Raw genomic sequence first — 25,588 nt, forward strand, 5'->3', positions numbered from 1 at the left:
GATGGCCGCGGCACCACTCACCGCCAAGAAGAAACTCTTCGTTGCGGAGTACCTGAAGGACCACAACGGCACTCAGGCGGCCATCCGAACCGGATACAGCGCGAAGACTGCAAAGCAGCAAGGCTCGCGCCTGCTGGCCGAACCGCACGTGCAGGCTGCAGTCCGGGCTGGCCAGCAGAAGGTAGCCAAGAAGGCCGAGGTCACCGTCGAGAGCCTGATGGGCGAGCTGGAACAGGCACGCAAGCTGGCATTGAAGGAAAAGCAGGCTAGCGCCGCGGTCACCGCGACGATGGGCAAGGGAAAGCTGGCCGGCCTGCTGGTGGAGAAACACCGCCACTCGGGCGCTATCGGCACCTACGACCTGACCAACATCTCGGATGAAGAACTCGACCGCCTTGAACAGATCCTCGGTCCGCTTGCCGACGTTGGCGGAGATCCGGGCGGAGCGGGCGAGGCGGGCGACTGAGCGAGAGCGGGCGCGCATCGCCGAGAACGTGGAGGGGATTCGGGCACGATCCCAGTCGCTGGAGGGCTTCATCCTCGAGCACTGGCACGTCCTGGAGCCGACACGGCCGCTGAAGTTTGGCTGGGCGCTTCGGGCGATGTGCAAGCACCTGGAGGCGGTCACAGAAGGCCGCATCCAGTTCCTGCTGATGACCGTGCCCCCGGGCATGATGAAGTCGCTGCTGATGGTGTTCTGGACAGCGTGGGAGTGGGGGCCGGTTGGCCGCCCGGACCTGCAGACGCTGGCCACCTCCTACAGCCAGCCCAACGTGTTGCGCGACAACCTGAAACTGCGGCGCCTCATCGAGAGCGACCAGTACCAGGCAGCGTGGCCGCTGAAGCTTCGCGGCGACCAGAACGCCAAAGGCAAGTTCGAGAACACTGGCAACGGCTTCAGCGAGGCCAGGCCCTTCAGTTCGATGACCGGTGGCCGCGGCGACCGGGTGAAGGTGGACGATCCGCACTCGACTGAGACGGCCGAGAGCGACGCTGAGCGCAAGACCGCCGTCCGGATCTTCCGCGAGGGCATCACCGACCGCCTCAACGACATCACATCGTCGGCCATGGTCATCATCATGCAGCGCCTGCACCAGCAGGACGTTGCAGCGGTGGCGATGGAGCTGGATCTCGGGTTCGTCCATCTGAACCTGCCGATGGAGTTCGAAGCGGAGCGGGTCGACAAGGACGGCAAGAAGTCCGGCGGCCCGTGCCGCACCTACGTGGATGGGAAGCCCTTCTTCGAAGATCCCCGCACGGATGAGGGTGAGCTGCTGTTCCCGGAGCGCTTCCCGCGCGCCGAAGTGGATAGGTTGAAGCGGGCCAAGGGTTCGTATGCATGGGCCGGCCAGTACCAGCAGCGGCCAACGCCGCGCGACGGCGGCAAGTTCAAGCGGGAATGGTTCGAGGTGGTGGAGGCGGCGCCGGCGATCGCATCGGCGCGCAAGGTCCGGCGCTGGGACTTCGCCGCTACGGACCCGAAGGAGAAGAACAGCAGCGACCCCGATTACACGGTCGGGCTGCTGCTGGGTGAAAGCCAGGGCATCTACTACGTGCTGGACGTCGTTCGCGACCAGGTGTCACCCGTCGGCGTGGAGCGGATGCTGAAGAACACCGCGCTGCGGGATGGGAAATCGATCAAGGTTCGCATCCCGCAGGACCCTGGTGCCGCCGGCAAGAGCAACGCCGCGCACCAGGTGAAGCTGCTGGCCGGCTGGGACGTGAAGTCCGCGCTGGAATCCGGATCGAAAGAGGTCCGGGCAACACCGGTCGAGGCTCAGGCCGAGGCCGGGAACATCAAGCTGGTGTCTGGCCCATGGGTGGCGGCGTTCTTGGACGAGATCGCCGAGTTTCCCAACGCCAAGCACGACGACCAGGTGGACGCGCTTTCCGGCGCCTTCGCTGAGCTGGTCACCGGCAGCACCTACAACTTGGGGAACGCGCTCTGATGGGCAAGCTCGCACAAATCAAAGACGGGCTGGTCAATCTGGTGGCCAATCTGGGTACGCCTCGCGATAAGGCAGCAGCGTCGTTCTACGGCCTGCCGCTGCTGTCGGAGGCTGATGCCACCAACGCCTACCGCGGCACCTGGCTAGCGCGGAAGGTGATCGATATCCCAGCGATGGACAGCTGCCGGAAGTGGCGAGGATGGAGCGCCGACCAAGCGCAGATCAGCGCGATCGAGTCGGAGGAGAAGCGGCTGGGGCTGCAGCAAAAGGTGCTGGAGGCGCTGATCCGCGCCCGCCTCGCCGGCGGAGCCGCGCTCTACATCGGCACCGGGCAGTCCGACCCGATGCAGCTGCTGAAGCCTGAGTCCATCAGTAAGGGCGGGATCAAGCACATCAACGTCCTGTCCAAGCGAGTACTGCAGGCGGGTGAGTTGGACCGCGATCCGGAGTCCCCGGGCTATGGCCGGCCGGCGTACTACAACCTCAGCAGCGGTACCGCGGGGCAGTTGCGGATCCATCCTTCCCGCCTGGTCATCCTGCAGGGCGCCACAAAGCCGGATCCCGAGCTGGATACCGGCGACGGCTGGGGCGATTCGGTGCTGCTGGCGATCAGCAAGGCGATCAAGGACGCCGACAGCACCGCCGGGAACATTGCCTCGCTGGTGTTCGAAGCGAAGGTCGACGTGATCAAGATCCCGAACTTCATGTCGATGCTGTCGGATCCGGACTATGAAGAGCAGATGCTCAAGCGCATGCAGCTGGCCATGATGGCCAAGGGCATCAACGGCGCGCTGCTGCTGGATGCCGAGGAAGACTACGAGCAGAAGCAGGCACAGTTTGGCGGCCTGACTGACCTGATGATGGCTTTCATGCAGCTGACCTCGGGTGCGTCAGACATTCCGATGACCCGCCTTCTGGGCCAGTCACCGGGCGGCATGAATGCCAGCGGCGAGAGCGACCTGCGCAACTACTACGACCGCATCAGCTCTGGCCAGGAGCTGGTGCTCGGCCCGTCTCTGCAGGTCCTGGACGAGTGCCTTATCCGGTCCGCGCTGGGTAGCCGGCCGAAGGAAGTGTTCTACAACTGGCGCAGTCTGTGGCAGACGACCGACACGGAGCGGGCGACCATCGGCAAGACGACCGCCGACACGATCAAGACCATCGCCGACACCCGCCTCATCCCCGAGGACGTGATGTCGGTGGTGGCAGTGAACATGCTCACCGAGGCCGGGGTTGCGCCAGGCCTTGAGGCGGAGATGCAGGACTACGCGGAGACGGCGCCGGCTAGCGGCGACGAAGGCGAGGATGGCGCGCCGGCAGAGACACGCGCGGCGGAACTGGGCGATGCCTCTCCGCGATCGCTGTACGTCAGCCGGAAGGTGATCAACGCCAGCGAGATCGAGGCCTGGGCGCGGGAGCAGGGCATCACCGACTTGGCCGATAACCTGCACGTGACCGTGGCTTACTCGCGTCAAGCCTTCGACTGGATCAAGGCCGGCAACGCAAACGAGTGGGGCAGTGATAGCAAGGACCAGCTGGTCATCCCCGAAGGCGGACCGCGTGCGGTTGAACCGCTGGGTGGCATGTCAGCGGTGCTCCTGTTCGCATCGTCGCAGCTGTGCTGGCGGCACGAGAGCATCATCCGCGCCGGCGGATCGCACGACTACCCGGACTACACGCCGCACATCAGCCTGACCAAGGCGCCTATCGATCTCACCAAGGTCGAGCCGTACCGCGGCCGCATCGTGCTGGGCCCGGAAATCTTCGAAGAGATCCGAGAGGACTGACCCATGTACCTGATCGACAGTGTCCCGGTGTCGGCTGTCCGCCGCACTGCGGACGGCTACCTCGTGGCCGATGCATTCGTCGCGCGCACCGGCATCCAGACCTATCTGGGGGAGGAGCTGGGCCGTCCAGACCTCTTGAACGTGCGGCTCTACCGGCCGCCGGAGGAGGTTTTCTCCGACGCAACGCTGCGCAGCTTCGCGCATCGGCCGATGACCAACGACCACCCGCCCGAGCAGGTGAACGCTCAGAACTGGAAGAAGTACGCCGTCGGCCAGACCGGCGACGAGGTCGTCCACGACAAGAACCGCGTCCGTGTCCCGCTTGTGCTGATGGACCAGGACGCGATCGCCGACTACGAGGCCGGCAAGCGCGAGCTGTCGCAGGGCTACTCATCCGAGATTGACTGGGTCGACGGTGTAACCCCCGAAGGCGAGCCGTACGACGCGGTCCAGCGAAACATCCGCAACAACCACCTCGCCCTGGTCAAGCACGGCCGGGCCGGCTCTCAGTTTCGCATCGGGGATGGGCGCACCCCCGGTGCACCGGATCCAAGCGCCCATCCACAACCGCAGGAGAACCACATGAGCGACAAGACCATCTTGGTCGATGGGCTGTCCGTCGTCACCAACGACGCCGGCGCCCAGGCGATCAGCAAGCTGCAGGCGCAGCTCAAGGACGCGCAGACCGCTGCCGGTACTGCCGACGCAGCGCACCAGACCACCATTGCAGCCAAGGATGCTGCCATCGCCAAGGTCGAAGCCGAGCGCGACGACCTGAAGGCAAAGGTCCTGAGCGACGCCGACCTGGACAAGCGCGTGCAGGAGCGCGGCGACCTCATCGGTAAGGCGAAGGCCGTGCACGATGCCGATTACAGCGGCAAGACCGACGCGGAGGTTCGCAAGATCGCCGTGGTCGCCAAGCTCGGCGACGCCGCGGTGGTCGGCAAGCCCGATGCCTACATCGAGGCCCGCTTCGACATCCTGGCCGACGGCGCCAAGCCGCGCGACCCCGTCACGCAGGCACTGCGCGATGGCGCCACGCCCCATCGCCAGAACGTGCAGGACAACGGCTATGCCGCGTCCGTGTCCGGCCTGGACTACCGCACCGCCGGCCAGAAGGAGGCCTAAGCCATGGCACTGCAGAACAACTATCCGGATATCCAGCCCGTCGCCATTGCCGGCGCCCCGGCCACCATGCTGCCGGCGACTGACATCTCCCGAACCATCGAAGGTGCCGCCGTCACGTTCGGCAAGGCCGTCGAGCAGGGCGCCACCGACAAGTCCGCGAAGGCCTTCGCGGGCGGCAAGTATGTCGGCATCGCGCTGCTCGACCGCTCGGCCTCCGGCCTGACGGTTGCTGCCGGCCAGGTCACCGGCCGCGCGATCGATGCGTTCGGCGTCGGCGAGTCGGCGCGCATCCGTACCAAGGGCGACATCTGGGTCGTCGCATCGGTGGCGGTGGCCGCTCGCGATCCGGTCTACCTGACCGCCGCCGGCGCCTACACCAACGTTTCCACCGGGAACACCGCAATTCCCGGTGCCAGCTGGGACACCAGCACCACCGCCGCCGGCCAGCTGGCCGTCGTCCGTCTCGGCTAAGGAGCCAACCACATGAGCGCAATCCCCCTCATCGACGCCCAGGCTGCACTGGGCTTCGTGATCGCCCAGGCCTCGATCATCGAGCCGGGCGTCTACCGCACCGTTTACCCCGACATTCAGTACCGCACCTTGGTGCCGGTGGACACGTCGGGCAGCGAGTTCGCCACCTCGGTGACCTACTTCTCGGGCGACCAGTTCGGCAAGGCAGACTGGATCAACGGCAACGCCGATGACATCCCGAAGGCCGGCACCACCCGTTCGAAGTTCGAGACCCCGGTTTACACCGCCGGCATCGGTTACGGCTTTGGCTGGGAAGAGGTCGGCCGGGCCCAGATGCTGGGTATCAACCTGTCCACCGAAGACGCTGCAGCTGCACGACGTGCGTCCGAAGAGATGGTTGATCGAGTTGCATTGCTGGGTGATGCCAGCAAGGGCTTCACCGGCCTCTTCAACGCCGCTGGAGTGACCCCGGTCGCAGCTCCGACCGGCGGCTGGGACGCCACCACCGATACCCAGCTGATCGTGGCGACGCTGAACCAGGCGCTGCTCAACGTGTTCAACGGCACCAACACGGCCTCCATCGCCAACACGCTGCTTCTGCCGTGGACGAAGTATCTGCTGATCGCCACCCGCAAGATGAGCGATCAGAGCGATATGACCGTTCTGCAGTGGTTCTTGGCCAACAACGTCTACACCGTGCAGACCGGTCAGCCGCTGACGGTGCGTGGTGTGCGTGGCCTGGACACGGCTGGCGTGGGTGGCATTACCCGCTTGGTGGCCTACCGCAACGATCCGCAGGTGCTGAAGCTGCACATGCCGATGCCGCACCGCTTCCTGCCGGCCTGGCAGAGCGGCCCGCTGCGCTGGGACATCCCGGGCGTGATGCGCCTGGGTGGCCTGGACGTGCGCCTGCCGAAGGAAGTCGTCTACCTCGACGGCATCTGATCACCACGGCCCCGGCGAAGTGCCGGGGCCTCACTGGAGCAAAGCATGAAGATCACGAACAACCACACCGGTCCCCTCGGCCTTCCGGACGGCACAATCCTCCCGAAGGGTGAGCCGACCGTTGTCCCCGGCTGGGACCAGATCAAGAAGAACACCGTGGTGCAGGGCTGGCTCAATGCCAAGATCCTGACGGCCGCCGGTGGCGACGATGCCGGCACCGGCAACCCGGGCGGCGAGGGCGGTGCCGACAAGGACGCACTGATCACGCGCGCCAAGGAGCTGGGCATCGACGCGAAGGGCAACTGGGGTGTGCCGAAGCTGCAGGCGGCCATCGCTGATGCCGAGAAGGCCAAGGCTGGCACCGGCAACACGGGCGGCGAGGCGCAGTCGTGAGCGTCTTCGACGAGAGCCGCGGCTACTTGCGCGAAATGCGAGAAGAGCCCTCGTCCGCCGTGGGCGAGGCTGCCGCGGTCGCGGCCGAGGTCATCCACAACGACGGTTTCGGCGAGGGCTGACATGTACGGCACGCTGGAAGACGCGGACAGCTACCACCAGGCGCGCGGCAACGCCGCCTGGGCAGCGGGATCAGAAGACGCCCGCACCGGCGCGCTCGTCCGCGCTACGGACTACATCGACGGCCGGTACCGGGTGCTTCTTGCCTCCGGCCGCTGGTCGTCGATGTTCCCCGGCGTGCGCACTGCCGGGCGGGGCCAGCCGAACGAATGGCCCCGCACCGGTGCCGTGGACTACGACGGTGATCAGATCCAGACGGATGAGATCCCGGACGAGGTCGAACGCGCAACCTACGAGGCGGCGCTGCGAGAGCTGGTTAACCCCGGCAGCCTCTCGCCCGACTTCGTCGCGGTGGAGCAGGTCACCAAGGAGAAGGTGGGCCCGATCGAGGTCAACTATGCCGACGGCACCGCCGCCGGCGCGACCCCGAACCGTCCGATCATTTCCGCGATCGACGAGATCCTGGCGCCGCTGCTCCGGACGCCGGCCCTCGGCCCAGCGGTGCGGGTCGTATGAGCGCGTTCTATGACCGCATGCAGGCCACGGCCACGCGGCTGATAGACCGGTACGGCTATGCCACGCAGTTGGAACGAGACGGCGCGCCTACTGGGCCGCCGCATAATCCGCAGCCGGGCACGCCGACGCGGCACGACTGCAAAGCGGTGGAGCTGGAATACAGCCTCACCAACCGCGACACCACGCTGGTGCAGCAGGGCGACAAGCTCGGCCTGATCTCCACCGCGATCGACATCGCGCCGACCAAGGATGACCGGATCCTGCTGGGCGGCGAGCTGTTCCACTTCATCGACCTGCAGCCGCTCTCCCCGGGTGGCCAGATCCTGCTCTACGAGTTCCACGCCCGTCGCTGATGGCCAAACTGACCTCCCGAGAGCTGGAACTGCTGGCTCGCCGGCTCGAACCGGAGCTGCGCAAGGCGTTCGTGCAGGCCATCGTCGCTGCGCGCAACGACGCCGCGGTGCAGGCTATTGCCGAGCTGCTGCGCGCTGGCCGCGTGGAGCAGGTGCTGGTGGCGCTGGGCATGGATGCCGCACGGTTCTCACCTCTGGCCGAGGCGGTGCGGTCTGCATTCGTCGCCGGTGCTCGTGCGGGCGTCCAGGAAATCCCGCCGGTGCGGCTGTCGCTGGATCCGATCATCACCGGAAGCTACCGGCCGCGATCGCCGTCGCCGGTGCTGCGCGCCAGCTTCGACCTGCGCAACCCGGCTGCGGAGCGGTGGCTGGCCACCAATTCATCGCGCTTGGTCACCGAGATCATCGAGAGCCAGCGGCAGGTGATTCGGGGCGTGCTGCAGCAAGGGATGATCGCCGGCCGAAACCCGCGCCAGACCGCGCTGGATATCGTTGGCCGGGTAGGCGAAACGGGGCGGCGCTCCGGCGGCGTCGTGGGACTCACGTCGCAGCAGAGCCAGTACGTGACCAACATGCGCGCGCAGCTGGCCAGCGGCGACCCGAAGGCGATGGCGGCGTACTTCGATCGGCAGCGGCGGGATAAGCGCCTGGATGGCATCGTCAAGCGCGCTATCGCCGCCGGCAAGCCGGTGTCGCAGGCGGACATCGACAAGATCGCTGGACGCTACGCAGACCGCCTGCTTGCGCTGCGCGGCGAGATGATTGCCAGGACCGAGTCCATCGCTTCGCTCAATGCGGGCAGGGAAGAGGCCTACCGGCAGCAGATCGAAGCAGGCAAGTTGGCGCCGGAGAACGTGGAGTGCACCTGGTCGGACACCAATGACCGGCGGACCCGGCACAGCCATCGTGCAATGAACGGCCAGAAGCGCATGTTCGGCGAGCCTTTCCAAGCGCCGAGCGGTGCGCTGTTGAACTACCCGGGTGATACCAGCCTGGGCGCCGGCGCTGAGGAGACGGTGGGCTGCCGCTGCATGAAGCAGTACCGGATCAACATGGCGGCGGAGGTGCTGCGTGGCCAACAAGTTCGGTGACCAGGTGAAGGCGTTTGCCGAGAAGGCAAAACAACGCCAGCTGGCCATCTTCCGCGAGTCGGCCCAGCAGGTGATGGAGGAGGCGAACACCCCGGAGGGTGACGGCGGCAAGATGCCCATCGACACCGGGTTCCTCCGAAACTCAGCGGTGGCCTCGACCGAGGGCCCGCCCGACGGCACCGGCGGCGATCCCTCCCTGGTGTTCTCGGCAGTTGAGCTTGGGCAGACGGTGTGGGCCGGCTGGACCGCTGCCTACGCGCTGCGCATGGAGCACGGCTTCTACGGCGAAGACAGCCTGGGCCGGGTCTACGCACAGCCCGGCAAGGGCTTCATGCGATCGGCCACCCAGAACTGGATCTTCATCGTGGACAGCGTGACCAAGTCGGTAGGGGATAGAATCAAATGAGCGACACGGAGATCTATGACGCCTTCGCCGGGCTGGTGGGCGCCTTCGCCGCGGCCCAGAACCTGCCTTGCTCCTACCCGGCGCTGGGATTCAAGCCGCCGACTGCAGGCGCATGGCTGGAGCTGCAGTGGTTCCAGAACGAGACGCAGAACTACGGCCTGGCCGATGACGGCCCGTCCCTGATGCAAGGGTTCGGCCAGCTCTCGGCCTGCTACCGGCCCGGGCAAGGGATCATGGTTGGCACGCGCATCACCGACCAGATCATCGCGGCCTTCGCCAAGGGCACGACCTTCGCCGCGATGCGGGTGTACCGAAAGCCGTGGACCTCCGCCCTGATCCAGGATCCGGAGCGGATCATGCACCCGGTGACCATCAGGTGGCAGGGGTTCGTGTCGGGGTAGAATCCGGCCATGAGCCCGAAGCCGCCCAACCTGCACCTGGTCCGAAGCGACGCGCCGCCCACCGAGGGCGAGCTGGCGGAGCTGCGAGAGGCGGTCGATCGGATGCGACGGAACCGCACGCTGCTGGATGCCTTCAACAGGGAGCAGGCGTTGTTCGTGCGCTCAGAGTTCCTAGCCTATGTGGAAGCGGGGTTTACCCGGCCGCAGGCCATGCAGCTGGTGGCGGCCAAACTTCATCCTGGTAGCAGATAGATGTCAGTTTCGCCATACGCATGGAGTGCGTTGAGCTTTTTCCTTGGCTTGATTCTCGGTCACTGGCTGGCGCTGGGGCGAGATCGGCGGAAGGAGTTCAATGAATTGGCAAGGCCATTGCAGGACTGGGTCTCATGGGTCAAAGCACATCAGAATGGATATAGGGATCCTCCACCTTTGGTCGTGGTCGCAGCATTCACTGCGCGGCTAAAAAAAAGGCAGGAATGCAAATTTAATGTTGCAGCAGCTGCTATTAAGGACGACTACCACCAGAACTATAGAATCTCTAAGGCTGGCACAGTTATATATGCGCGGACGCCCAAAGGAGACGAGGCCCTAAAGGCCTTATGGAATATTGTTAAACCCCAGTAGATCAGCCTAATAGGCCCGCCCACTAGCGGGCCTTTTTCGTTTCCCAAGACCCCGCCCCGTGGCGGGGTTTTTATTGCCCACCCACAGGAGAACGGCCATGGCCGAGGCAAAGACCAACGCAGGTTCCAAGCTCTTCATCTGCGCTACCCCCAAGAACGCCGACCTCACGCAGGCGGAATTCACCGCACTGACCTTCGTGCAGGTGAAGAAGGTCGGCAGCGTGGGCGAGCGCGGCATCAACACCAACATCGTTACCTACGACACCTGGGACACGCTGGTGTCGCTGAAGGGCAAGGGCATCACCAATGCTGGTGACCCGCCGGTGGAAGTGGCTGAAGACCTGACCGACCCCGGCCAGATCGCCATGCGCGCCGCCGGCGCCCCGAACGTCGCCGATGCTTACGCCTTCAAGGTGGAGCGCGCCGACGGTTCCATCGAGTACCTGCGCGGCCTCGTGGCTGGCCCGAACTCCCCGGGTGGCCGCAACGAGGACTTCGTGCTCAACACCTACATCTTGGGCCTGAACCAGGTCCCCATCGTGGTGCCGGCCCCGGTCGTCCCGTAACCGAATACCGGCGGGGTAGGGCGCGCGCCTGAAAGGCTGCCTGATCCGACAGCTTCCCCGCCGGTTCCTTTTCGGATCGCACCAAAGGATCACGACATGAACGACCTGAGCACCATCGTTGCCACCGAGCGCGTCATCGACATCAACCACCCGGTCAACGGCACAGCCACTGGCCTCCGCCTCACCCTCCTGCCGGAAACCCACCTGAAGGTCCGCGAGGCTGCTCGCAAGGCACTGAACGACCGCCTGCAAGGCAAGGGCAAGGTGACCGCCGAGAAGATCGAGGAGAGCCGCCTGTCCATGCTGGTCGCCAGCATCGGCGGTTGGGAATGGAAGGGCGACGCCACCTTCGAAGGCGAGAAGCCGGACTTCAGCGACACCAACCTGCGCAAGGTGATCCAGCGCCTGCCGTGGATCCAGGACCAGATCGATCAGGAGCTGGGCGAGCGCGCCGAGTTCTTTCGCGAGCCTGAAGAACAGGCTGGCTGAAACCACATACCAGACCGTCCGCTATGACATGGCGGACGAGAACGGTGAAACACGCCGTCAGCGCAACGAGCGCTTCGGTGAGAAATCCCCCGACGTGGAGGTCCCCATGGAAGGGGCCCACGTCTGGGACTGGTTCTGGGCTCTCTCAGCGCGCCGCCGCTCTGGCCCGGAAGCGTTGACGTTTGCTGACGTCGGCGAATGGCAGCGCTTGGTGATGGTCGACCTCCTTCCGCAGGAGGTGGAAATGCTGATGGCGATGGATGACCAGTACCTCCGCGCGGTGCGAGAGGACCAGGACGCGGCCCGGGCCCGCGCACTCGAATCACAGAACAACGGGAGTCGTTGAACATGGCTGATATTGCCGAGCTCGGTTACAAGGTCGACAGCAGCGGGCTGGTCGAGGGCACCAAGGCCCTGGACGACAACGCTGCGGCGGCCGAGAAGACCGGCAATGCCGCTGCACGGCTGGAGAAGGAATACCAGTCGATGTCGCGGACGGTCGACCAGTCCTCGAAGGCGCTGGGCGACCGTCTCGGCGGCGCGCTCGACCGGATCGGCGTGGGTACCGGCAGCGTGATTGCTGAGCTGCAGACGCTCAACAGGACGCAGAGCGAGGTGCTGGCGGCACTGGGTGGCCTGGACACCAGGCTGACTGGCACTGCCTCGGCGCTGAAGGCCTATGAAGCGGCCGGGCAGCAGGCAGCAGCTGCCGTCACCTCCACGGCCACGGCAAGCCAGCGTCTGGAGACGGACCTTGCGGCGCAGGAGGCTCGGTACCGGTCGGTTGCCCGTGAGGCCGTTGCTTATGCCGAATCCACGCGAGGCGCCAACCTGTCCGATCGTGCGTTGGCGGAGGCGGCACGCGAGGCGACCTCGGCGTATGACTCCCGCGCTGCTGTGACGGCACGGATGGGCACGGAGCAGGAGCGCCTGGCCGCTCGTGCCAAGAGCCTGCAAGAGGCCGAAGCCCGTGCCACCAATCAGGCCAAGGACGCAGCCCGTGCCACGCAGGCGCAGGAGCTCAACCTGAAGAAGCTGCTGGGCCAGATCGATCCGACTGTGGCCGGGTTGAACCGCCTCGCGGACATGGAAGACCGGCTGGCCAAGGCCCGCGACCTTGGGCTGATCAAGCCGCAGGTGTTCCAGCAGTATCAGGCGCAGCTGGAGGCCACCCGCGCCAAGACGCTCGCGGCAGCACAGGGCACCGGCACGCTGTCTGGCCAGCTCGGGCAACTGAACCTGCGTTCCGTGGAGACGCAGCAGTCGCTGGTGTCGCTGATCAGGTCGCTGGCCACCGGCGATATCGGCCAAGCGCAGTCGTCGATCACCTCACTCACGGCGCGCACGGGGGCGCTCAGCAGCGCCTTCACCCTGACCGGCCTCGCCGTAGGCGGCACGGTCGCAGCGATCGCTGGCGTCGCTGTGGTCGCTGCCAAGGGCTACATGGAGATGCGGCAGCTGGAGGGCATCGTGACCGCCACGGGCAACGCCAGTGGATACACCACCGACCAACTGATGCACATGCGGTCCGAACTGGGCAGCGCCACCGGCAACTACAAGGACGCCACCGCAGCGATCAGCATGCTCGTGTCCGAAGGACGGGCCAGTGGCCAGGCGCTGGAGCTGATCGCGTCCTCGGCGGTGAACCTGTCCACGCTCACCGGCAGCTCCATCAGCAGCACGGTGAACGAGATCGAGGCGCTGGCCACGGGCGGCGCCGACGCGCTGGTGAAGTTGAACGACCGCTACAACTTCCTGACCCCGGAGATCTATCGACACATCGAGGCGGTGCGCGAGCAGCGCGGTGATTACGCCGCCACCCAGTCCGCTCTGGAGCAGTTCGACCAGGTGATGAACGAGCGTGCCGAGAACATGGCCGAGAGCGCTGGTGTGGTGGAACGGGCATGGAAGGGCGCTCTGGCCGCTTTCCGGGGCACCATGGAGGAGATCAAGTCCATCGGTCGCAACGACCTGGATAGCCAGATCGGGCGCCTGAAGGATGATCTGGCGTTCTTCCAGACCCTGCAGCGCAGCCCCATCCCCGGCGATGCCACCCGAGGCAATGCTGGCGTGCAGGAGATGCAGAGGCGCATCGAGCAGCTCAGCGAGTGGAAGCAGGAGCTGGACGACGGCGCCAAGATCCTCGGGCAGATCGCCCAGCACGGCAAGGACGTAGTGGTCACCGAGCGGGACATGGCGCGGGAGCGCGCCGCCGCCGACGAGGCGCTGAAGGGACGTCTGGCGGGGCTGGACCGAGAAGCGTCCAAGCTGCTGGCGCGCAACAAGATCATCGAGCTTTACAACAAGCTGGATGTGGACGCCTACGACATCAACGGGAAGAAACTTCCGCCGGATAGCAGGTTGCTGGATGGGTCTATGGAGAGACTCATCGCCCGGTCGAATGCGGACATCGACAAGCAGTTCAACAAGCGCGACGGCTTGGGCAAGAAGAACGCCGACGACAACTCGGTGCAGACCTTCATCGCCAATGTCGAGCGGCAGATCACGGCCAACCAGCAGCTGGCTGACAGCGGAGACAAGGTCACGGCGAGCGACCGCATGGTGATCCAGGCGCGCCAGATGCTGGCCGACAAGACCAACAACATGACCGCGGCGACCAGGACATTGCTGCAGGCGATGATCCCGCAGTTGGAGGCGAGCGATGCGCAGGCACAAGCCGAGGTGCAACGGCAGCGCGGTATGCAGGCCAGCCTGGCGCTGACCGAGCGGCTGACGCAGCTGGAGAAACAGAGGCAGGAGCAGGCGGACATCGACCTCATGGGGATCGGTCGGGGAGGGGACGCTACCCAGATGCTGCAGCGGCAGCTGGACATCCAGCGCCAGTTCTTGCGGGAGCAGGAGAAGCTGGACAAGGCATACAACAGTGATCGGTTGTCGCTGACCGCAGAGGCAGCCGTCATCAGGAAGGCTCAGTACGATCAGGACACGGCATCCCTCCAGACGAGCCTCAACAACTCGCTGGACATCGAGCGGAACTACCAAGAACGCCGGGCCGCGATGCTCGGCGACTGGCGCACCGGGGTAAACCGCGTATGGGCGGATTACGTGTCGGCCGCCGGCAACGCTTCGGATCAGGCCGGCAGCTTGGTGTCCAACAGCCTCAGCGGAATGGAGGATGCGCTGGTCCGGCTCGCGCAGACCGGGAAGCTGTCGTTCACCTCCCTGGCCAATTCGATCATCGCGGACTTGGCGCGCATTGCGGCAAAGCAAGCGGCCGTAGGCCTCTTCAATGCGGTAGCGGGTGCGTGGGGTGGGGGCAGCACCTACACGGGTAGCGGAACTGGAGCGGGATCCATCGGAAGTTTCGGCAACAACCTGATGAGCTTCGGCGGTGGTCGAGCCAATGGCGGGCCCGTGCGCGGGTCCACGCTGTACGAAGTGGGCGAGGGCGGCAAGCCGGAACTGTTCAACGATGGCCGCGGACGAACGTACCTGATCCCCGGGAACAACGGGAACGTGGTGCCGGCCGCGCCAACGTCCACGGGCAGTGCCAGTGCCGCTGCACCTACCCCGCAGTTCAACATCACCATCAACGGCGCGACTGGTGGAGGGACCGCCACAGCGAAGCCGAACCAAAGCGGCGGGGCCGACATTGAGGTAATGCTGGATCAGATGGAAGGACGGATTGCTGGCAACTTCGCCCAAGGCGTGAGCCCCCTAAACAGTGCACTTGAAGGCCGATATGACGTTGCTGCTCGCGTATAGCGGCGCAATCACTTCACACCCCTGCAACCGAGCGACGAACAATGGCCGTATTTCCGAACAACGCGATAATCAGGCTCTCCGGCTTTTCCGAGGAGTTAGACCCGTCGGTGGAGCGGGTGGAGATGGAGCGCGGCGTGCCCAAGCAGCGTGTCATCAACAGCCAGGTTATGGCGACGATTACCGCCACTGTGCTTTTTAAGGCCCCCGAGGACATCTCTGCATTCGAGGAATGGTATTTCGGTGAGCTGGGCCGGGTCGGCTGGTTCACCTTCGCGCATCCCAGAACAGGGGAGCCCCTGACGGTCCGGTTCGTCGGAGGGCAGATCGGCACTCTCACTGCACAGGCGCCTCGGGGCTTCTATTCCCAGCGACAAGTCACCTTGGAGTATCTGCGATGAGCACCTTCGCCGAACGCCGCCAGCGGGTGACCGACACCACCGGCACGCTGGTGCTGCTGGAAGTGTCTGCCCCGTCATTTGCCGAGGTACTTCGAATCGTCAACGACACCCAGGACTGGGTCAGCAACGGGATGGTTTACACCGGCGTGCAGTTCGGGTTCAAACTGCCGGACGATGTGAGTGGCCAGGCGCCACGGGCGCAGCTCGTGCTCAGCAACGTGGGCCGGGCAATCACGGAGGACTTGGAGCGGCTCGCTCCGGGCGAGCTCGTCACTGCGAGGCTGATGATCACGGACCGCGCCGACCCCAACCTCATCGAACAGGATCACTACCTGCCTATGACAAGCGTCTCGGTGAACACCCAGACGGCCACGGCTGCATGCGGTGTTGACTATCTGACCCGCCAACAGGCCGTGCGTCTGCGTTTCAACCCGCAGACGTCGCCGGGGCTGTTCTGATGCGGCTGGCTGACGTTGAGCGGTTCACCGCGATCCCGTACGACGCCGACACATTTGATTGCGCCGACCTGGTCGCCCTGGTGCAGCGCGAGTTGTTCGGGCGCTCTGTGGTGATGCCAGGGCGGCGCCCTCGCGGCGCGCGCGGCGCTGCCGAGCTGGGTGACCTCTCCGCTCCCTATGCACGCCTTCGCGAGGGGCCGCCGCAGGACGGCGACCTCGTGCTCATGTTCGACCACGGACAACGCAGCCCCGGCCATGCCGGGGTTTTCTTTTTCCTGGCCCATGAAGGCTGGGTTCTTCACAGCAACGAACAGAACGCGTGCAGCGTTCTCCATCGCGTTCGCGAGATTGATGGCTTCGGCCTGCGCATTGAAGGATTCTACGAATGGCTCTGATGAGCAACCCCGCCGCCGGCCGCCTGATCGTCACCCCCCACCCTGTGCTGGTGGACGGACAGCGCAACGTGGTCGCCGATCTCCGTCCGGGCGAGTCGCTGTTCCGCTTCCTGATGCGGCATGTGGAGGATCTCGACGGGCAGCGATGGGACGTCACCATCGGGGGCAAGGCGGTGCCGCGGCACCTGTGGCACCAAGTGTTCCCGAAGCATGGCCAGCTGATCGAGCTGCGTGGCGGCGTTGGCAAAGCCGCGATCGCGATCGTGGCGATGATCGCGCTGACGTATTTCACCTTCGGCATCGGCACGGCGGCCGCTGCCGGCATGTGGGGCGCGGGAGCCGTTGCTTCGACCTACGGGGCCTTGGCCGCCACAGCGGTGTACATGGCCGGCGCGGTGCTGATCAACCAAGTGCTGGCGCCGAAGCAGCCCAAGGCCAGCCAGGCTGCGCCGACGAGCTACTCCATCAGTGCCGGGCGCAACCGCGCCCGCGCGTATGAGCCCTATGGCCTGGCCTTCGGATCCATCCGCATCGCGCCGGATCTGATCAGCCAGCCCTATACCCACTACGAGGGCGATGATCAGTACCTGTCGATGGTGCTGACCCCGGGGATCAACGTCGATAGCGTGGAGGCGATCTACAACGGCGAGGTGCTGCTTTCCAGCTACGACGGCGTGCAGGTCTGGCACAACGGCTTCCCCGGCATGCCCAACCAAGAGTTACCGCTGTATAGCAACGCCGACGTACGCGATGGCGGCACGCTGCTGGACACCTCCAGCGATCCCAAGGGGAGGCCGGGCGATTGGGTGCAGCGTTCCAGCTCGGCGGGTGCCGTGCGGCTGATGGTGGGGATCGAGTTTCAGCTGTACGACAAGACCAGCAAGGGCAAGGACAAGGAGAACCGAGAACAGATCCAGATCCAGTATCGCCCCACCGGTACGACGGGCTGGCAGAACTTCGGCAATTACGCGGTACGCGGCAGCACGGCCAAGACTCAGCGCGCCAGCTACGCGATCGACGTGGCCGAGGGGCAGTACGATGTGCGCGTGCGGGTCGCCGGTCAGAACACTGACGGCAGCGGCGCCCAAGCCTCTTTCACCTGGACCACGCTGACCAGCATCCAGCGAGACACGGCCACCTACTCGGGCATTGCGCGCATCGGCGTCCGCATGAAGGCCACCGGCCAGCTCAACGGCGCGCCCGACGAGCTGCGCACCGTTGTGCACGCGCGCCCGGTCCCGGTGTGGAAGGGTGACCAGTGGGTTACTGAGCGCAGCAGCAACCCGGGCGCCCAGATCCTCGCGTACGCGCGCGGGATCTACGCCCTCGATGGCACGCTGCTGGCCGGCATGGCGTTGCCCGACTGCCAGATCGACATCGAGGGACTGAAAGCCTTCATGCTCCATTGTGAGGCGGAAGGCTTCACCTATAACCACTGGGTCACCGACGTGCGCAGCCACCAGCAGGTGCTGGACGTGGTCGCACTCGCTGGCTTCGGCCAGGTGTGCTGGCCGCGCGGCCGGCTCTCTGTGGCTTGGGCGGCGGACGAGCAGCCCCTGTCCGGCGTGGTCAATATGGCCACGATCAAGAAGGGGCAGTTCCAGGTCGATTACATGCTGGCCAACACGGCCGACGGCATAGAGTACTCCTACCTGGACGGTGCGACCTGGGAGGCAAAGACGCTGCGCGTGCCGGCGCCGGGCGTCACCACGATGCTCAACCCGGCTCAGGTAACCGGGGAGGGCGTCACGACAGAGGCCCACGCGGCCATGCTCGCGCGCTGGCACCTCGCGCAGACCCTCTATCAGTACAAGTCCATCGGCTACAGCACGGACATTGAGCACCTTTCCTACAGTCGCATGTCGATGCTGGCGCTGCAGCACGATATGACCCAGTGGGGCTTCGGCGGCCGGATCATGGGTGCTGTCGAGGTGGGCGGCCGCATGGTACTGCAGCTGGATGAGCCGGTCCCGGCCCCGCCCCAGGGCAGCGCCTTCGTGGGTCTGCGCATCCCCGGCGAGCGGGTGTACCGCGTGATGCGCGTGAGGCCATTCACGGGCACCGCGAAGGAGTTGACACTGGTGGATCCGTGGCCGCGCGATGCTGCAGTACCGGGCGACAGCGAGGCCAACCCGGCATGGGACACGATCTGGATCTACGACTTCAAACAGACCCCGGGCCTGCGCGTGCGCGTGACCGGCATTCGGCCGGAGAGCGATTTGAAGGGGGCAGCCGTGGAAGTCGTGGCCGAGAGCCGCGAGTTCTGGCATTACGTGAAGACCGGCGAGTACATTCCCTCGCCAAACGACTCGCTGCTGCAGACCAGGCCGGTGGCCAGCGAACTCATGATCACTGAGCGCCAAGTGGTGCAGGGCGACACCGAGTACACCGAGCTGCAGGCCACCTTCGCGGTGTCCGGCCCGGTGGGCGACTCGAGGGTGCTGAGCGACATCGACGGGAACGGGGAGCTGGAAGAGGTGGCACGCACGGTCACCCGCACCGCGGCGTGGCGCATTCCCGGGGCCGGCACGTACCCGATCGCCGTGCGGCCCTACAGCCCCGACGGTGCCGCCGGCGTTGCAGCTTCGTTGATCTACACCACACAGGGCGCCGATGCGCCACCTGTGCTGGTGGACTTCTTTGACGTAGAACAGCTGAGCGGCGGCGTACGCCGCTACACGTGGGGCTTCTTCAGCGACACCATCCAGTCGGCCAACTTTGCCGGCGTTGAGATCCGGTATCACGCCGGCACCGAGCCACACGCTTGGGAGCAGATGACTCCGCTCGGCGATGACGGGTATCACGCTGCGGCCTTTGAGGCGGTATTGCCCGCTGCCGGCCTGTGGACCTTTGCCTGTCGTTCGCGCAACACGGCCAGCACGCTGTCGAGTCAGGCGCGGACGGTTCAGGTCGAGCTGAAGGCGAACCTGGGCGAGGTCATCGACGGGTTGGACGGCCGCATTGATGAGACCTACGAGCAGGCGCTAGCGGCGAACAACAGAATCACCGAGGAGATCCTCAAGCGCATCGCCGAGGATCTGCGCGTTGCCAATGAAGCCGTAGCGGCGGCGCGCGCCTACACCGACGCCCAGGTGGCCGCGCTCAACGGCATTCTGGAAGACATCGTGGGTGCCGACGAATGGGCTGCCGACGCTGAGTACCCGGTCGGTGATTTCGTGCGCCGAGCTGGCGTGCTGTACCGGGCGTTGGTGGAGAACAACGGTGTGGAGCCTGGCAGTGATCCGGCGGTGTGGCAGGCGATCGGCGAGTACACCTCGGTAGGTGAGGCGCTGGCCGCCGCCATCAGCATGTCCACCCAGAACGCTACAGACCTGCAGACCGAGGCCGCGCGCCTGGATGCACTGCTGGTCCGCATGCCGGCCGGGAACGGCACCTTGGCGACGGCGGCGAGCGTAACCGAGCAGATCAATGTGGTCGCCAACCGGGTGGAGGCCATTGCGCAGCGAACCAACGTGTTGGAGGCGGCGCTACCGGGCTTGGCAACCAATGCCTACGTGCGGCAGCTGGACGAGGCACAGACGAACGTGGCCATGGCCCTGGGCCGACGGATCGATCAGACCAATGCGGTTCTGGCCGGGAAGGCCGAGGCCGGAACGGTGCAGCAGATCCAGTCCAATGTTGAGCAGCTCGGTGGGACGGTGAGCGCGCAGGGCACGGCGCTAACGCAGGTGAAAGCCCAGCTCGGTGGCACGCCGAACATGCTGAAGGACTCATCCTTTGCGCGCGGATTCACCTATTGGGCACAGCCGGGTGGGCTCGGCATCGTCAATGAGCCGCGCTACGGCAACTACATGTACGCTCCCCCGATCTCGGGCGGTACGGCCAGCCCGCAGACGGTGCAGACGGGCCAAGGCGTCTACGTGTTCAGCGGCGAGGTGTACCGCAACAGCAATGCCGGCACGGTTCGGCTCGAAGTCGCGGCGTACAACGCGAATGGCTACATCGGAGCGGTTTCGGCTCTCAGCGATCCATCGATCGTCGGACAGTGGCAACAGGTCTACATCGCCATCGCCGCGCCTCCGGGGACGACGTACTTGGTTTGCCGCCCCATCTGGGAGAACACCAACGCCAACAACTCGATCCGGCGCATGAAGCTGGAGCTTGGACTGACCCCAACGCTCTGGACCGACGATACGGCGGTTCAGCTGGAGGCGACCGCGACGCAGATCCTCGAAGCCCGTGCCGTGCAGCTGGAGAATGGCCAGACCGTTCTGATGGGGCGCGCAGGCGTGCTGGTGGACGTCAACAACCGTGTCATCGGCTGGGCGGCCAACAACGACGGTAAGCGCGGCATCTTCGACATCGTTGCCGACGCCTTGAACGTGAGCGATCCCAACGGAACCGGCAGCACCACCTTTGAGGATGGGCGTTGGGTCACGCGCTGGGCCAACAGCGGCTATATCCTGGTTCAAGGCAAGCCCTTCGGAAACCTGGGCGACCTGGTCATGTACTACGGGCAGGGCAGCGACCCGGCCACGGTGGTCAAGGCGAATGCCAAGTTCGCGCTGGATACGGCCGGCAACGTCTTCATCGCCGGCGCGCTCTACACCGGGGGCATCTCGCGCGGTTTCAAGAGCAGCACCACTGTGGCGCAGGGCGTAGCGGTGGAAACTGGCTATCTCGGCCGGCTGGGCCGGGAGGTGCAGGTGGGTGGGCGCTTCCAGTACCAATACCAGCAGCAGTACAACGGCGCGTCGTCGGTGATCACCCTGGGGCCAGGCAGCACCTCGGCGGTGGTCGTGCTGGAACGCAACTTCGCCGGCGACCCCACTTGGACAGAGCTGTCGCGGTTGACGTTGGGCGGGAGCGATGACGTGTTCAACGAGCAGGGGGCAGCGTCATTCATCACTCAGACGATCAGCGGACAGATCTTCGCCACCGACGTGGCGAGCGCCCGCCAGACAAGCTTCCGCACGCGTGTGCTGAGCTACGACCGACGTGAACACAGCGTCAGCAATCCCGGTCCAACGCCGCTGGCTCTCCAATCTCAGTATCAGTCCATCGAATCCATGGAGTAACCGACGTGTCTCTGATCCAATCGGAAAGCGGCAACAACGCGGTGGAGATGTTCGCCACCCGCATCGATGTGCAGTGGGACTTCCGCACCAACACCGGCCCGGTGCTTTTCCACTTCGAGCGAGTGGACTGGGATCGGGAGACCGGAATGGTCAACACGCGCGGGTATGAGCGGACGATCCGGCACGACATAGCGGGGCTGATCGGTGGCCAATACGCCATCATCGACCCCTTCACCGGCGAAGAGCTGGTGGAGCCCGGCTGGAAGCTGATGGCGATGATCAAGGCGGCGACCGAGCGCGTGTGGGATGCGGAGACGGCGCCTGTTGACGAGCAGACCAGCGGTGAGGGCGAGTCTCTCGCCGTCCCGTCGTAGGCTGCTTGGACCTTGGGCAAAGTCTATGCCTTTACCGCGGTGGAAGATCAGGAGCAGGTTGCTGCCTGATCACGCCATCGACTTGAGCAGGGTGGGGTTATGGTCCGCGATTGCTTCACCCGCTTGGCCAATACCTCGAGACCTTCCACGGTAAGGTGCTCCGCCGCTCAATGTTGCCGGGCACCTAAAAACTATTGTGCTCGGTAGTTCCTTGGCCTAGCGTTGAGCTTGACAGACGAGAATCGGCGCCATGTAATGGAACCGCACGGCATGAAGGATGGGTTCGCCGTGTAATCCAACTTGTTCAACCACGGAAAAGGATGAAGTACGTGAAGACGAACGCTTTGAATGCCCTGTTGGCGGTATCTTTGATGTTTGGTGGAGCATGGATTTGCTCAGATGCATCAGCCGCTCCGCGGCAAAATGCCAGTACGGTAACCACGACCAAAGTGTATGCACCCGGGTCAGCCGAGAGTTCCTCCATTTATGCTTGGATCCGGGACAAGTCTCCTGAATATGCTCCTGTCGTAACTGGCACTGAGATTTCAGTAACCACTACTACCGTTTCGAGCGACAAGGCTACCGTCGCTGCACTGCCATCTCCACCTGTGCCGCTCCCCACCTCGGGTACGCCCGGACAGACGATTACTATCATTTCGACGTTTGCAAATGGTGGGTTTGAGTCTTGGACCTATACTTGGAACAGCCGTAGTGCCGGTGGCGGTTCTTGGGCTCTCTCCGGCTACGAATATAAGAAGGGTAATTTGAATATTCAGTAGAGTCGGACTGCTGATAAGTATTTGCGGGTCGGACAAAGTTCGACCCGCTCAGCACGGTGGCGGCGGCCGCCGCAGGCGTTGTCGCCGGGCGCAACTACAAGTTCACTGCGGTCGAAGACCGCAAAGAGGCCGCGACCTGACCGCTCAGTCCACCTGATCCAGAGCCCCGCTTAGGCGGGGCTTTTTCGTTGTATCAATACCTGCGACCGGTTGGCCATATCCTGCGCGCATGCTTCCTCCCGACTTCCGATGGCGCTCGGTCGCCAGCCGCCCTGACCAGCTACCCGATGCCATCTACTGCGGCACGACGGAGGTGCTGCGGCTATCGCAGCGCGTGGACGATAAGGTTTGGTGGGTCGAGGTGGATCGTCGTCTTGACGACCAGCACCGCGGCCGCCGGTTATGCACCAGCTACGAGCAGGGCGTAATCGGGTCGGAACTGTGGGCGGTAAGGCATCAGCAGCGGCTTCGCCTGGAGATCGACCAGCGCGAAGTGGCCCGCACGGCCCAGCGAAAGAACCGGACCTGGCAGGCAGTCCGCCGGCGTTGCCTCCGTATCGGCGCGTGCGACCGCCGGCGGCCACAGTTGCTGTATGGGTCAGAAGAGCATCGGAAAGGCGCGCTGGGCGCGCGCGAGGGCGGCTTCGCTATGGCGGCAGGCCGACGAGCTGGACAGGAATCACAGCGGCGACTGGCCGGCGAGGGCGACTCGCCGCCGCGTCGCTGATCGGCTCCGCGCCGAGGCCTCGCGGTTCGAAGGTATCGCCAACCGGCTACACCTCTACGACGACGAGCAGGCCGTATGGAGCTGATAGTGATCCACACTGATTCGGCGCAGAACTTAAAAGATCGCCACGAGGGCAGTACTGCTAAAGGTGACCCAGCGGCTTTGGTAGAGCCATCTGAGGGCCGGGTATCGCCTTGGTGGAATGGATGTTCGACTGGCCAACGGAAGCCTCGCCCAGTCGGAACAGGATGGGCTCGATTTCAGGCCGATCGAACGCCACAAATGGCATGTTCCAGAACAAGCTATGGCTTGTAGTCCCGTTCCCAACCGGGAAACTCATGTTTTGTCCGATCCCGGTATAGATGTTCAGGACGCTGCCTGCGAGCAACCAGGACGGGCCCAGCCAGAAGAGCCGATCGGCAATTGGGACATATTCTCCAGACCCATCCCGGTAGCCCAGCATCAACCCTACGTTTGCGGTGTAAGAATCCATTGTCGCTCGCACGACGACACGCTCTTGGTTGGGTAGGCCGCGAGCCAGTACGCTGTCAATTGAGAGGTCGACCAATGGGGCCATTCCGATAATCATTGCTGTTCACCTAAGCCAAAAATTCGAAGCGTCTTTGGGTACAGCCCCGCGATCGCCGCAAGTGCTCCAAAGGCGATGAGACCGCCTCCAATGAGCGGCCGATCACCAAGAAGCTGATATCCGATGGGTATCAAGAATGCGGCGGTGCTCAGTGCCAGCTTGGTGAGCTGGCTTTCGCTCTTTCGTGCTTGATTAAGCCGAAGAACTTCAGCCTCCAAATTGAGAATTTCGCCATCCCTACGTGCGAGCATTTCTCGAGCCTCGCTGAGCTTGTCGCGGGCTGAGTCTTTGTCGTTTCCAAGTCTTTCCGCCACATCCTTGAGCTCCCTGTTTCGGGTCTCTAGTTGATGGAACAGTGCGGGCACCAGTGCATTCAGGCGAGCATCGCCCAATCCGCGTCCTTGTCTGGAGAGATCGGCAAGAGTTGGCGCCATAGCGTCATGAAACGGAGGGCTAGGCTCGGGCGTTGGCCTAGGCGGACGTTGCTGCAGAGCGTGTACACCATCTTCCACAGGTGGCACTAGTTCCCCGTCTTTCATGACCTCTCCTTAGGCCTCGGAGCTTACATCAACTGGGTAGGCCCGTCTTGGTCCGGGCAGGGGTGTCGATGGGCTGGCGCTTATCTGGAGTTGGTCAAGATAGTCCGCCCACTCCTGCATCATGCGCACGCGCTCGGCCATATGGGTCGTGCGGTTGTAGGCCCGGCCGTTCGGATCCTTTACCGCGTGCGCCAGCTGGTGCTCGATAATGTCCGGGCGGTAACCCAACACCTCATCCAGCAGCGTGCGCGCGGTCGCCCGGAAGCCGTGGCCAGTGACCGTGTCCTTGTCGAAACCCATCACGCGCAGCGCCGCCAGCACGGCCACCTCCGACATGGGCCGCTTATCCGTGCGCCCGCCGGCGAATACGTACTGGCCGTGGCCAGTGATCTGCTGCAGCTCCCTCAGCACCTCTACCGCCTGCCTGGCCAAGGGAACGATGTGCGCCTGGCGCATCTTCATGCGTGCGGCCGGGATGCTCCACACGGCTGCGTTGAGGTCGACCTCCGTCCATTCCGCCTGCCGCAGTTCTCCCGGCCGGACGAACACCATCGGCGCCAGCTTCAGAGCGGCCTGGACCACCGGCGTGCCGTGATAGGCGTGCAGTGCGCGCAGCAGGCCTCCCAGCTGGACAGGATCGACGATGGCAGCATGGTTCTTCTCCGGCGCGGGCACCAGCGCTCCGCGCAGGTCTGCGACCGGGTTGCGTTCGGCGCGATCGGTGGCCACGGCGTACCGCATGACCTGCCCGCAGTTCTGCATCACCCGGTGGGCGGATTCGAACGCTTCCCGGGCCTCCATCCGTCGGGCCACCTGCAGGAAGTCCGACGCCTTCAGGTCCCGAGCGCGGCGGGCGCCGATGTATGGGAACACGTCGTTCTCCAACCAGGCGATGACTTTCTTGCCATAGGCCGGCACCCAGGGGCGGCCAGCCAGCCACTCCCGGGTGATGACCTCGAAGCTCTCGCCGTCCGCCACGGCCCGGGAGGCGGTCGCGGCCTTTCGGTGCTCGCTCGGGTCCACGCCGCTGGCCAGCAGGCGCCGCGCGTCCTCTCGTGCCTCTCTCGCCTTGGCCAGGCTGACGTCGGGGTAGAGGCCCAGCGTCAGCAGCTTCTCCTTGCCGGCGACGCGGTACTTCCAGCGCCAGCTCTTGGCGCCTGCAACAGTGATCAAAAGGAACAGGCCGCCGCCGTCAGCAAGCTTCTGTGGCTTGTCGGCAGGCTTGGCGCGACGAATGGCAGCGTCGGTCAAAGGCATGGGGGTATCGGGTTTTGGGGTAGGGCGGATACCCCTAGATATACCCCCACCGTCTCATAGGCTGCAACG

At 64.8% G+C, this 25,588-nt stretch carries 27 protein-coding genes; 24 read left to right on the forward strand and 3 right to left on the reverse strand.

All coding sequences use genetic code 11. The annotated features are described in order from the left end of the window. The first annotated feature begins 1 nt into the window (after window position 1). From BCL79_RS13655 to BCL79_RS20115, 24 genes are all read left to right on the forward strand, one after another. Entirely contained in the window at window positions 2-466 is a 465-nt protein-coding gene (locus BCL79_RS13655; protein ID WP_121042011.1) for a terminase small subunit, read from the forward strand. Next, a complete protein-coding gene (terL, locus tag BCL79_RS13660; RefSeq protein WP_259462177.1) occupies window positions 378-1,949 on the forward strand; it encodes a phage terminase large subunit in 1,572 nt (523 codons plus the stop codon). Before BCL79_RS13655 ends, terL begins: the two co-directional genes overlap by 89 nt. Further along, window positions 1,949-3,736, forward strand: a complete 1,788-nt coding sequence (locus BCL79_RS13665) for an anti-CBASS protein Acb1 family protein (RefSeq protein ID WP_121042013.1) — start codon at window positions 1,949-1,951, stop codon at window positions 3,734-3,736. The genes terL and BCL79_RS13665 overlap by 1 nt, the downstream gene beginning before the upstream one ends. Before the next feature lie 3 nt (window positions 3,737-3,739). Next, a complete protein-coding gene (locus BCL79_RS13670; RefSeq protein ID WP_121042014.1) occupies window positions 3,740-4,864 on the forward strand; it encodes a DUF2213 domain-containing protein in 1,125 nt (374 codons plus the stop codon). 3 nt (window positions 4,865-4,867) lie between these two features. Next, window positions 4,868-5,335, forward strand: coding sequence for a structural cement protein Gp24 (locus BCL79_RS13675; protein ID WP_121042015.1), 468 nt, complete (start codon window positions 4,868-4,870; stop codon window positions 5,333-5,335). A gap of 12 nt (window positions 5,336-5,347) precedes the next feature. Continuing rightward, on the forward strand, window positions 5,348-6,280 hold the full coding sequence (locus BCL79_RS13680) for a DUF2184 domain-containing protein (RefSeq protein WP_183073782.1): 933 nt from the start codon (window positions 5,348-5,350) through the stop codon (window positions 6,278-6,280). Window positions 6,281-6,325: 45 nt separating this feature from the next. Beyond that, window positions 6,326-6,673: a hypothetical protein gene (locus BCL79_RS13685; protein WP_121042017.1), complete on the forward strand. Its 348-nt coding sequence runs from the start codon at window positions 6,326-6,328 to the stop codon at window positions 6,671-6,673. Then, the gene (locus BCL79_RS20510) at window positions 6,670-6,795 is read left to right on the forward strand and encodes a hypothetical protein (RefSeq protein WP_259462178.1); all 126 of its coding nucleotides are present in this window, start codon (window positions 6,670-6,672) and stop codon (window positions 6,793-6,795) included. The genes BCL79_RS13685 and BCL79_RS20510 overlap by 4 nt, the downstream gene beginning before the upstream one ends. A 1-nt stretch (window position 6,796) precedes the next feature. Next, window positions 6,797-7,309: a DnaT-like ssDNA-binding protein gene (locus BCL79_RS13690; protein WP_121042019.1), complete on the forward strand. Its 513-nt coding sequence runs from the start codon at window positions 6,797-6,799 to the stop codon at window positions 7,307-7,309. Further along, the gene (locus BCL79_RS13695; RefSeq protein ID WP_121042021.1) at window positions 7,306-7,662 is read left to right on the forward strand and encodes a hypothetical protein; all 357 of its coding nucleotides are present in this window, start codon (window positions 7,306-7,308) and stop codon (window positions 7,660-7,662) included. Before BCL79_RS13690 ends, BCL79_RS13695 begins: the two co-directional genes overlap by 4 nt. Next, a complete protein-coding gene (locus BCL79_RS13700) occupies window positions 7,662-8,753 on the forward strand; it encodes a phage minor head protein (RefSeq protein ID WP_121042023.1) in 1,092 nt (363 codons plus the stop codon). The genes BCL79_RS13695 and BCL79_RS13700 overlap by 1 nt, the downstream gene beginning before the upstream one ends. Next, window positions 8,734-9,159, forward strand: a complete 426-nt coding sequence (locus BCL79_RS13705; protein ID WP_183073783.1) for a hypothetical protein — start codon at window positions 8,734-8,736, stop codon at window positions 9,157-9,159. The genes BCL79_RS13700 and BCL79_RS13705 overlap by 20 nt, the downstream gene beginning before the upstream one ends. Further along, complete coding sequence (locus tag BCL79_RS13710) at window positions 9,156-9,560, forward strand: phage tail terminator-like protein (RefSeq protein ID WP_121042025.1); 405 nt, start codon at window positions 9,156-9,158, stop codon at window positions 9,558-9,560. Before BCL79_RS13705 ends, BCL79_RS13710 begins: the two co-directional genes overlap by 4 nt. 9 nt (window positions 9,561-9,569) lie before the next feature. Next, window positions 9,570-9,812 carry a hypothetical protein gene (locus BCL79_RS13715; RefSeq protein WP_121042027.1) on the forward strand — a complete coding sequence of 81 codons (243 nt, stop codon included), beginning with the start codon at window positions 9,570-9,572 and terminating at the stop codon, window positions 9,810-9,812. Between the two features lie 469 nt (window positions 9,813-10,281). After that, window positions 10,282-10,749, forward strand: a complete 468-nt coding sequence (locus BCL79_RS13720) for a hypothetical protein (protein WP_121042029.1) — start codon at window positions 10,282-10,284, stop codon at window positions 10,747-10,749. A 96-nt stretch (window positions 10,750-10,845) separates the two neighbouring features. Continuing rightward, window positions 10,846-11,238, forward strand: coding sequence for a hypothetical protein (locus tag BCL79_RS13725; protein WP_121042031.1), 393 nt, complete (start codon window positions 10,846-10,848; stop codon window positions 11,236-11,238). A gap of 28 nt (window positions 11,239-11,266) precedes the next feature. Then, window positions 11,267-11,584 carry a phage tail assembly chaperone gene (locus BCL79_RS13730; protein WP_121042032.1) on the forward strand — a complete coding sequence of 106 codons (318 nt, stop codon included), beginning with the start codon at window positions 11,267-11,269 and terminating at the stop codon, window positions 11,582-11,584. A gap of 2 nt (window positions 11,585-11,586) precedes the next feature. Continuing rightward, window positions 11,587-14,964 carry a phage tail tape measure protein gene (locus BCL79_RS13735; RefSeq protein ID WP_121042034.1) on the forward strand — a complete coding sequence of 1,126 codons (3,378 nt, stop codon included), beginning with the start codon at window positions 11,587-11,589 and terminating at the stop codon, window positions 14,962-14,964. A gap of 41 nt (window positions 14,965-15,005) precedes the next feature. Further along, complete coding sequence (locus tag BCL79_RS13740) at window positions 15,006-15,362, forward strand: hypothetical protein (protein WP_121042036.1); 357 nt, start codon at window positions 15,006-15,008, stop codon at window positions 15,360-15,362. Beyond that, entirely contained in the window at window positions 15,359-15,820 is a 462-nt protein-coding gene (locus BCL79_RS13745) for a DUF1833 family protein (protein ID WP_121042038.1), read from the forward strand. The genes BCL79_RS13740 and BCL79_RS13745 overlap by 4 nt, the downstream gene beginning before the upstream one ends. After that, window positions 15,820-16,215, forward strand: coding sequence for a peptidoglycan endopeptidase (locus tag BCL79_RS13750; RefSeq protein ID WP_121042040.1), 396 nt, complete (start codon window positions 15,820-15,822; stop codon window positions 16,213-16,215). The genes BCL79_RS13745 and BCL79_RS13750 overlap by 1 nt, the downstream gene beginning before the upstream one ends. Next, entirely contained in the window at window positions 16,215-21,254 is a 5,040-nt protein-coding gene (locus tag BCL79_RS13755; RefSeq protein ID WP_121042223.1) for a host specificity factor TipJ family phage tail protein, read from the forward strand. The genes BCL79_RS13750 and BCL79_RS13755 overlap by 1 nt, the downstream gene beginning before the upstream one ends. 5 nt (window positions 21,255-21,259) lie before the next feature. Continuing rightward, window positions 21,260-21,628, forward strand: a complete 369-nt coding sequence (locus BCL79_RS13760; RefSeq protein WP_121042042.1) for a hypothetical protein — start codon at window positions 21,260-21,262, stop codon at window positions 21,626-21,628. A gap of 329 nt (window positions 21,629-21,957) precedes the next feature. Then, complete coding sequence (locus BCL79_RS20115) at window positions 21,958-22,407, forward strand: hypothetical protein (RefSeq protein ID WP_147433904.1); 450 nt, start codon at window positions 21,958-21,960, stop codon at window positions 22,405-22,407. Between the two features lie 869 nt (window positions 22,408-23,276). Here the strand turns inward: BCL79_RS20115 and BCL79_RS13770 are convergent. The 3 genes from BCL79_RS13770 to BCL79_RS13780 form a co-directional block, all read right to left on the reverse strand. Continuing rightward, window positions 23,277-23,627: a hypothetical protein gene (locus BCL79_RS13770; protein ID WP_183073784.1), complete on the reverse strand. Its 351-nt coding sequence runs from the start codon at window positions 23,625-23,627 to the stop codon at window positions 23,277-23,279. A gap of 92 nt (window positions 23,628-23,719) precedes the next feature. Continuing rightward, complete coding sequence (locus BCL79_RS13775; protein ID WP_121042048.1) at window positions 23,720-24,088, reverse strand: hypothetical protein; 369 nt, start codon at window positions 24,086-24,088, stop codon at window positions 23,720-23,722. Window positions 24,089-24,271: 183 nt separating this feature from the next. Then, window positions 24,272-25,519, reverse strand: a complete 1,248-nt coding sequence (locus BCL79_RS13780) for a tyrosine-type recombinase/integrase (RefSeq protein ID WP_121042050.1) — start codon at window positions 25,517-25,519, stop codon at window positions 24,272-24,274. Between the last annotated feature and the right edge of the window lie 69 nt (window positions 25,520-25,588).

It is taken from the genome of Stenotrophomonas rhizophila (assembly GCF_003651185.1).
In the GTDB taxonomy this organism is placed as follows: domain Bacteria; phylum Pseudomonadota; class Gammaproteobacteria; order Xanthomonadales; family Xanthomonadaceae; genus Stenotrophomonas; species Stenotrophomonas maltophilia_Z.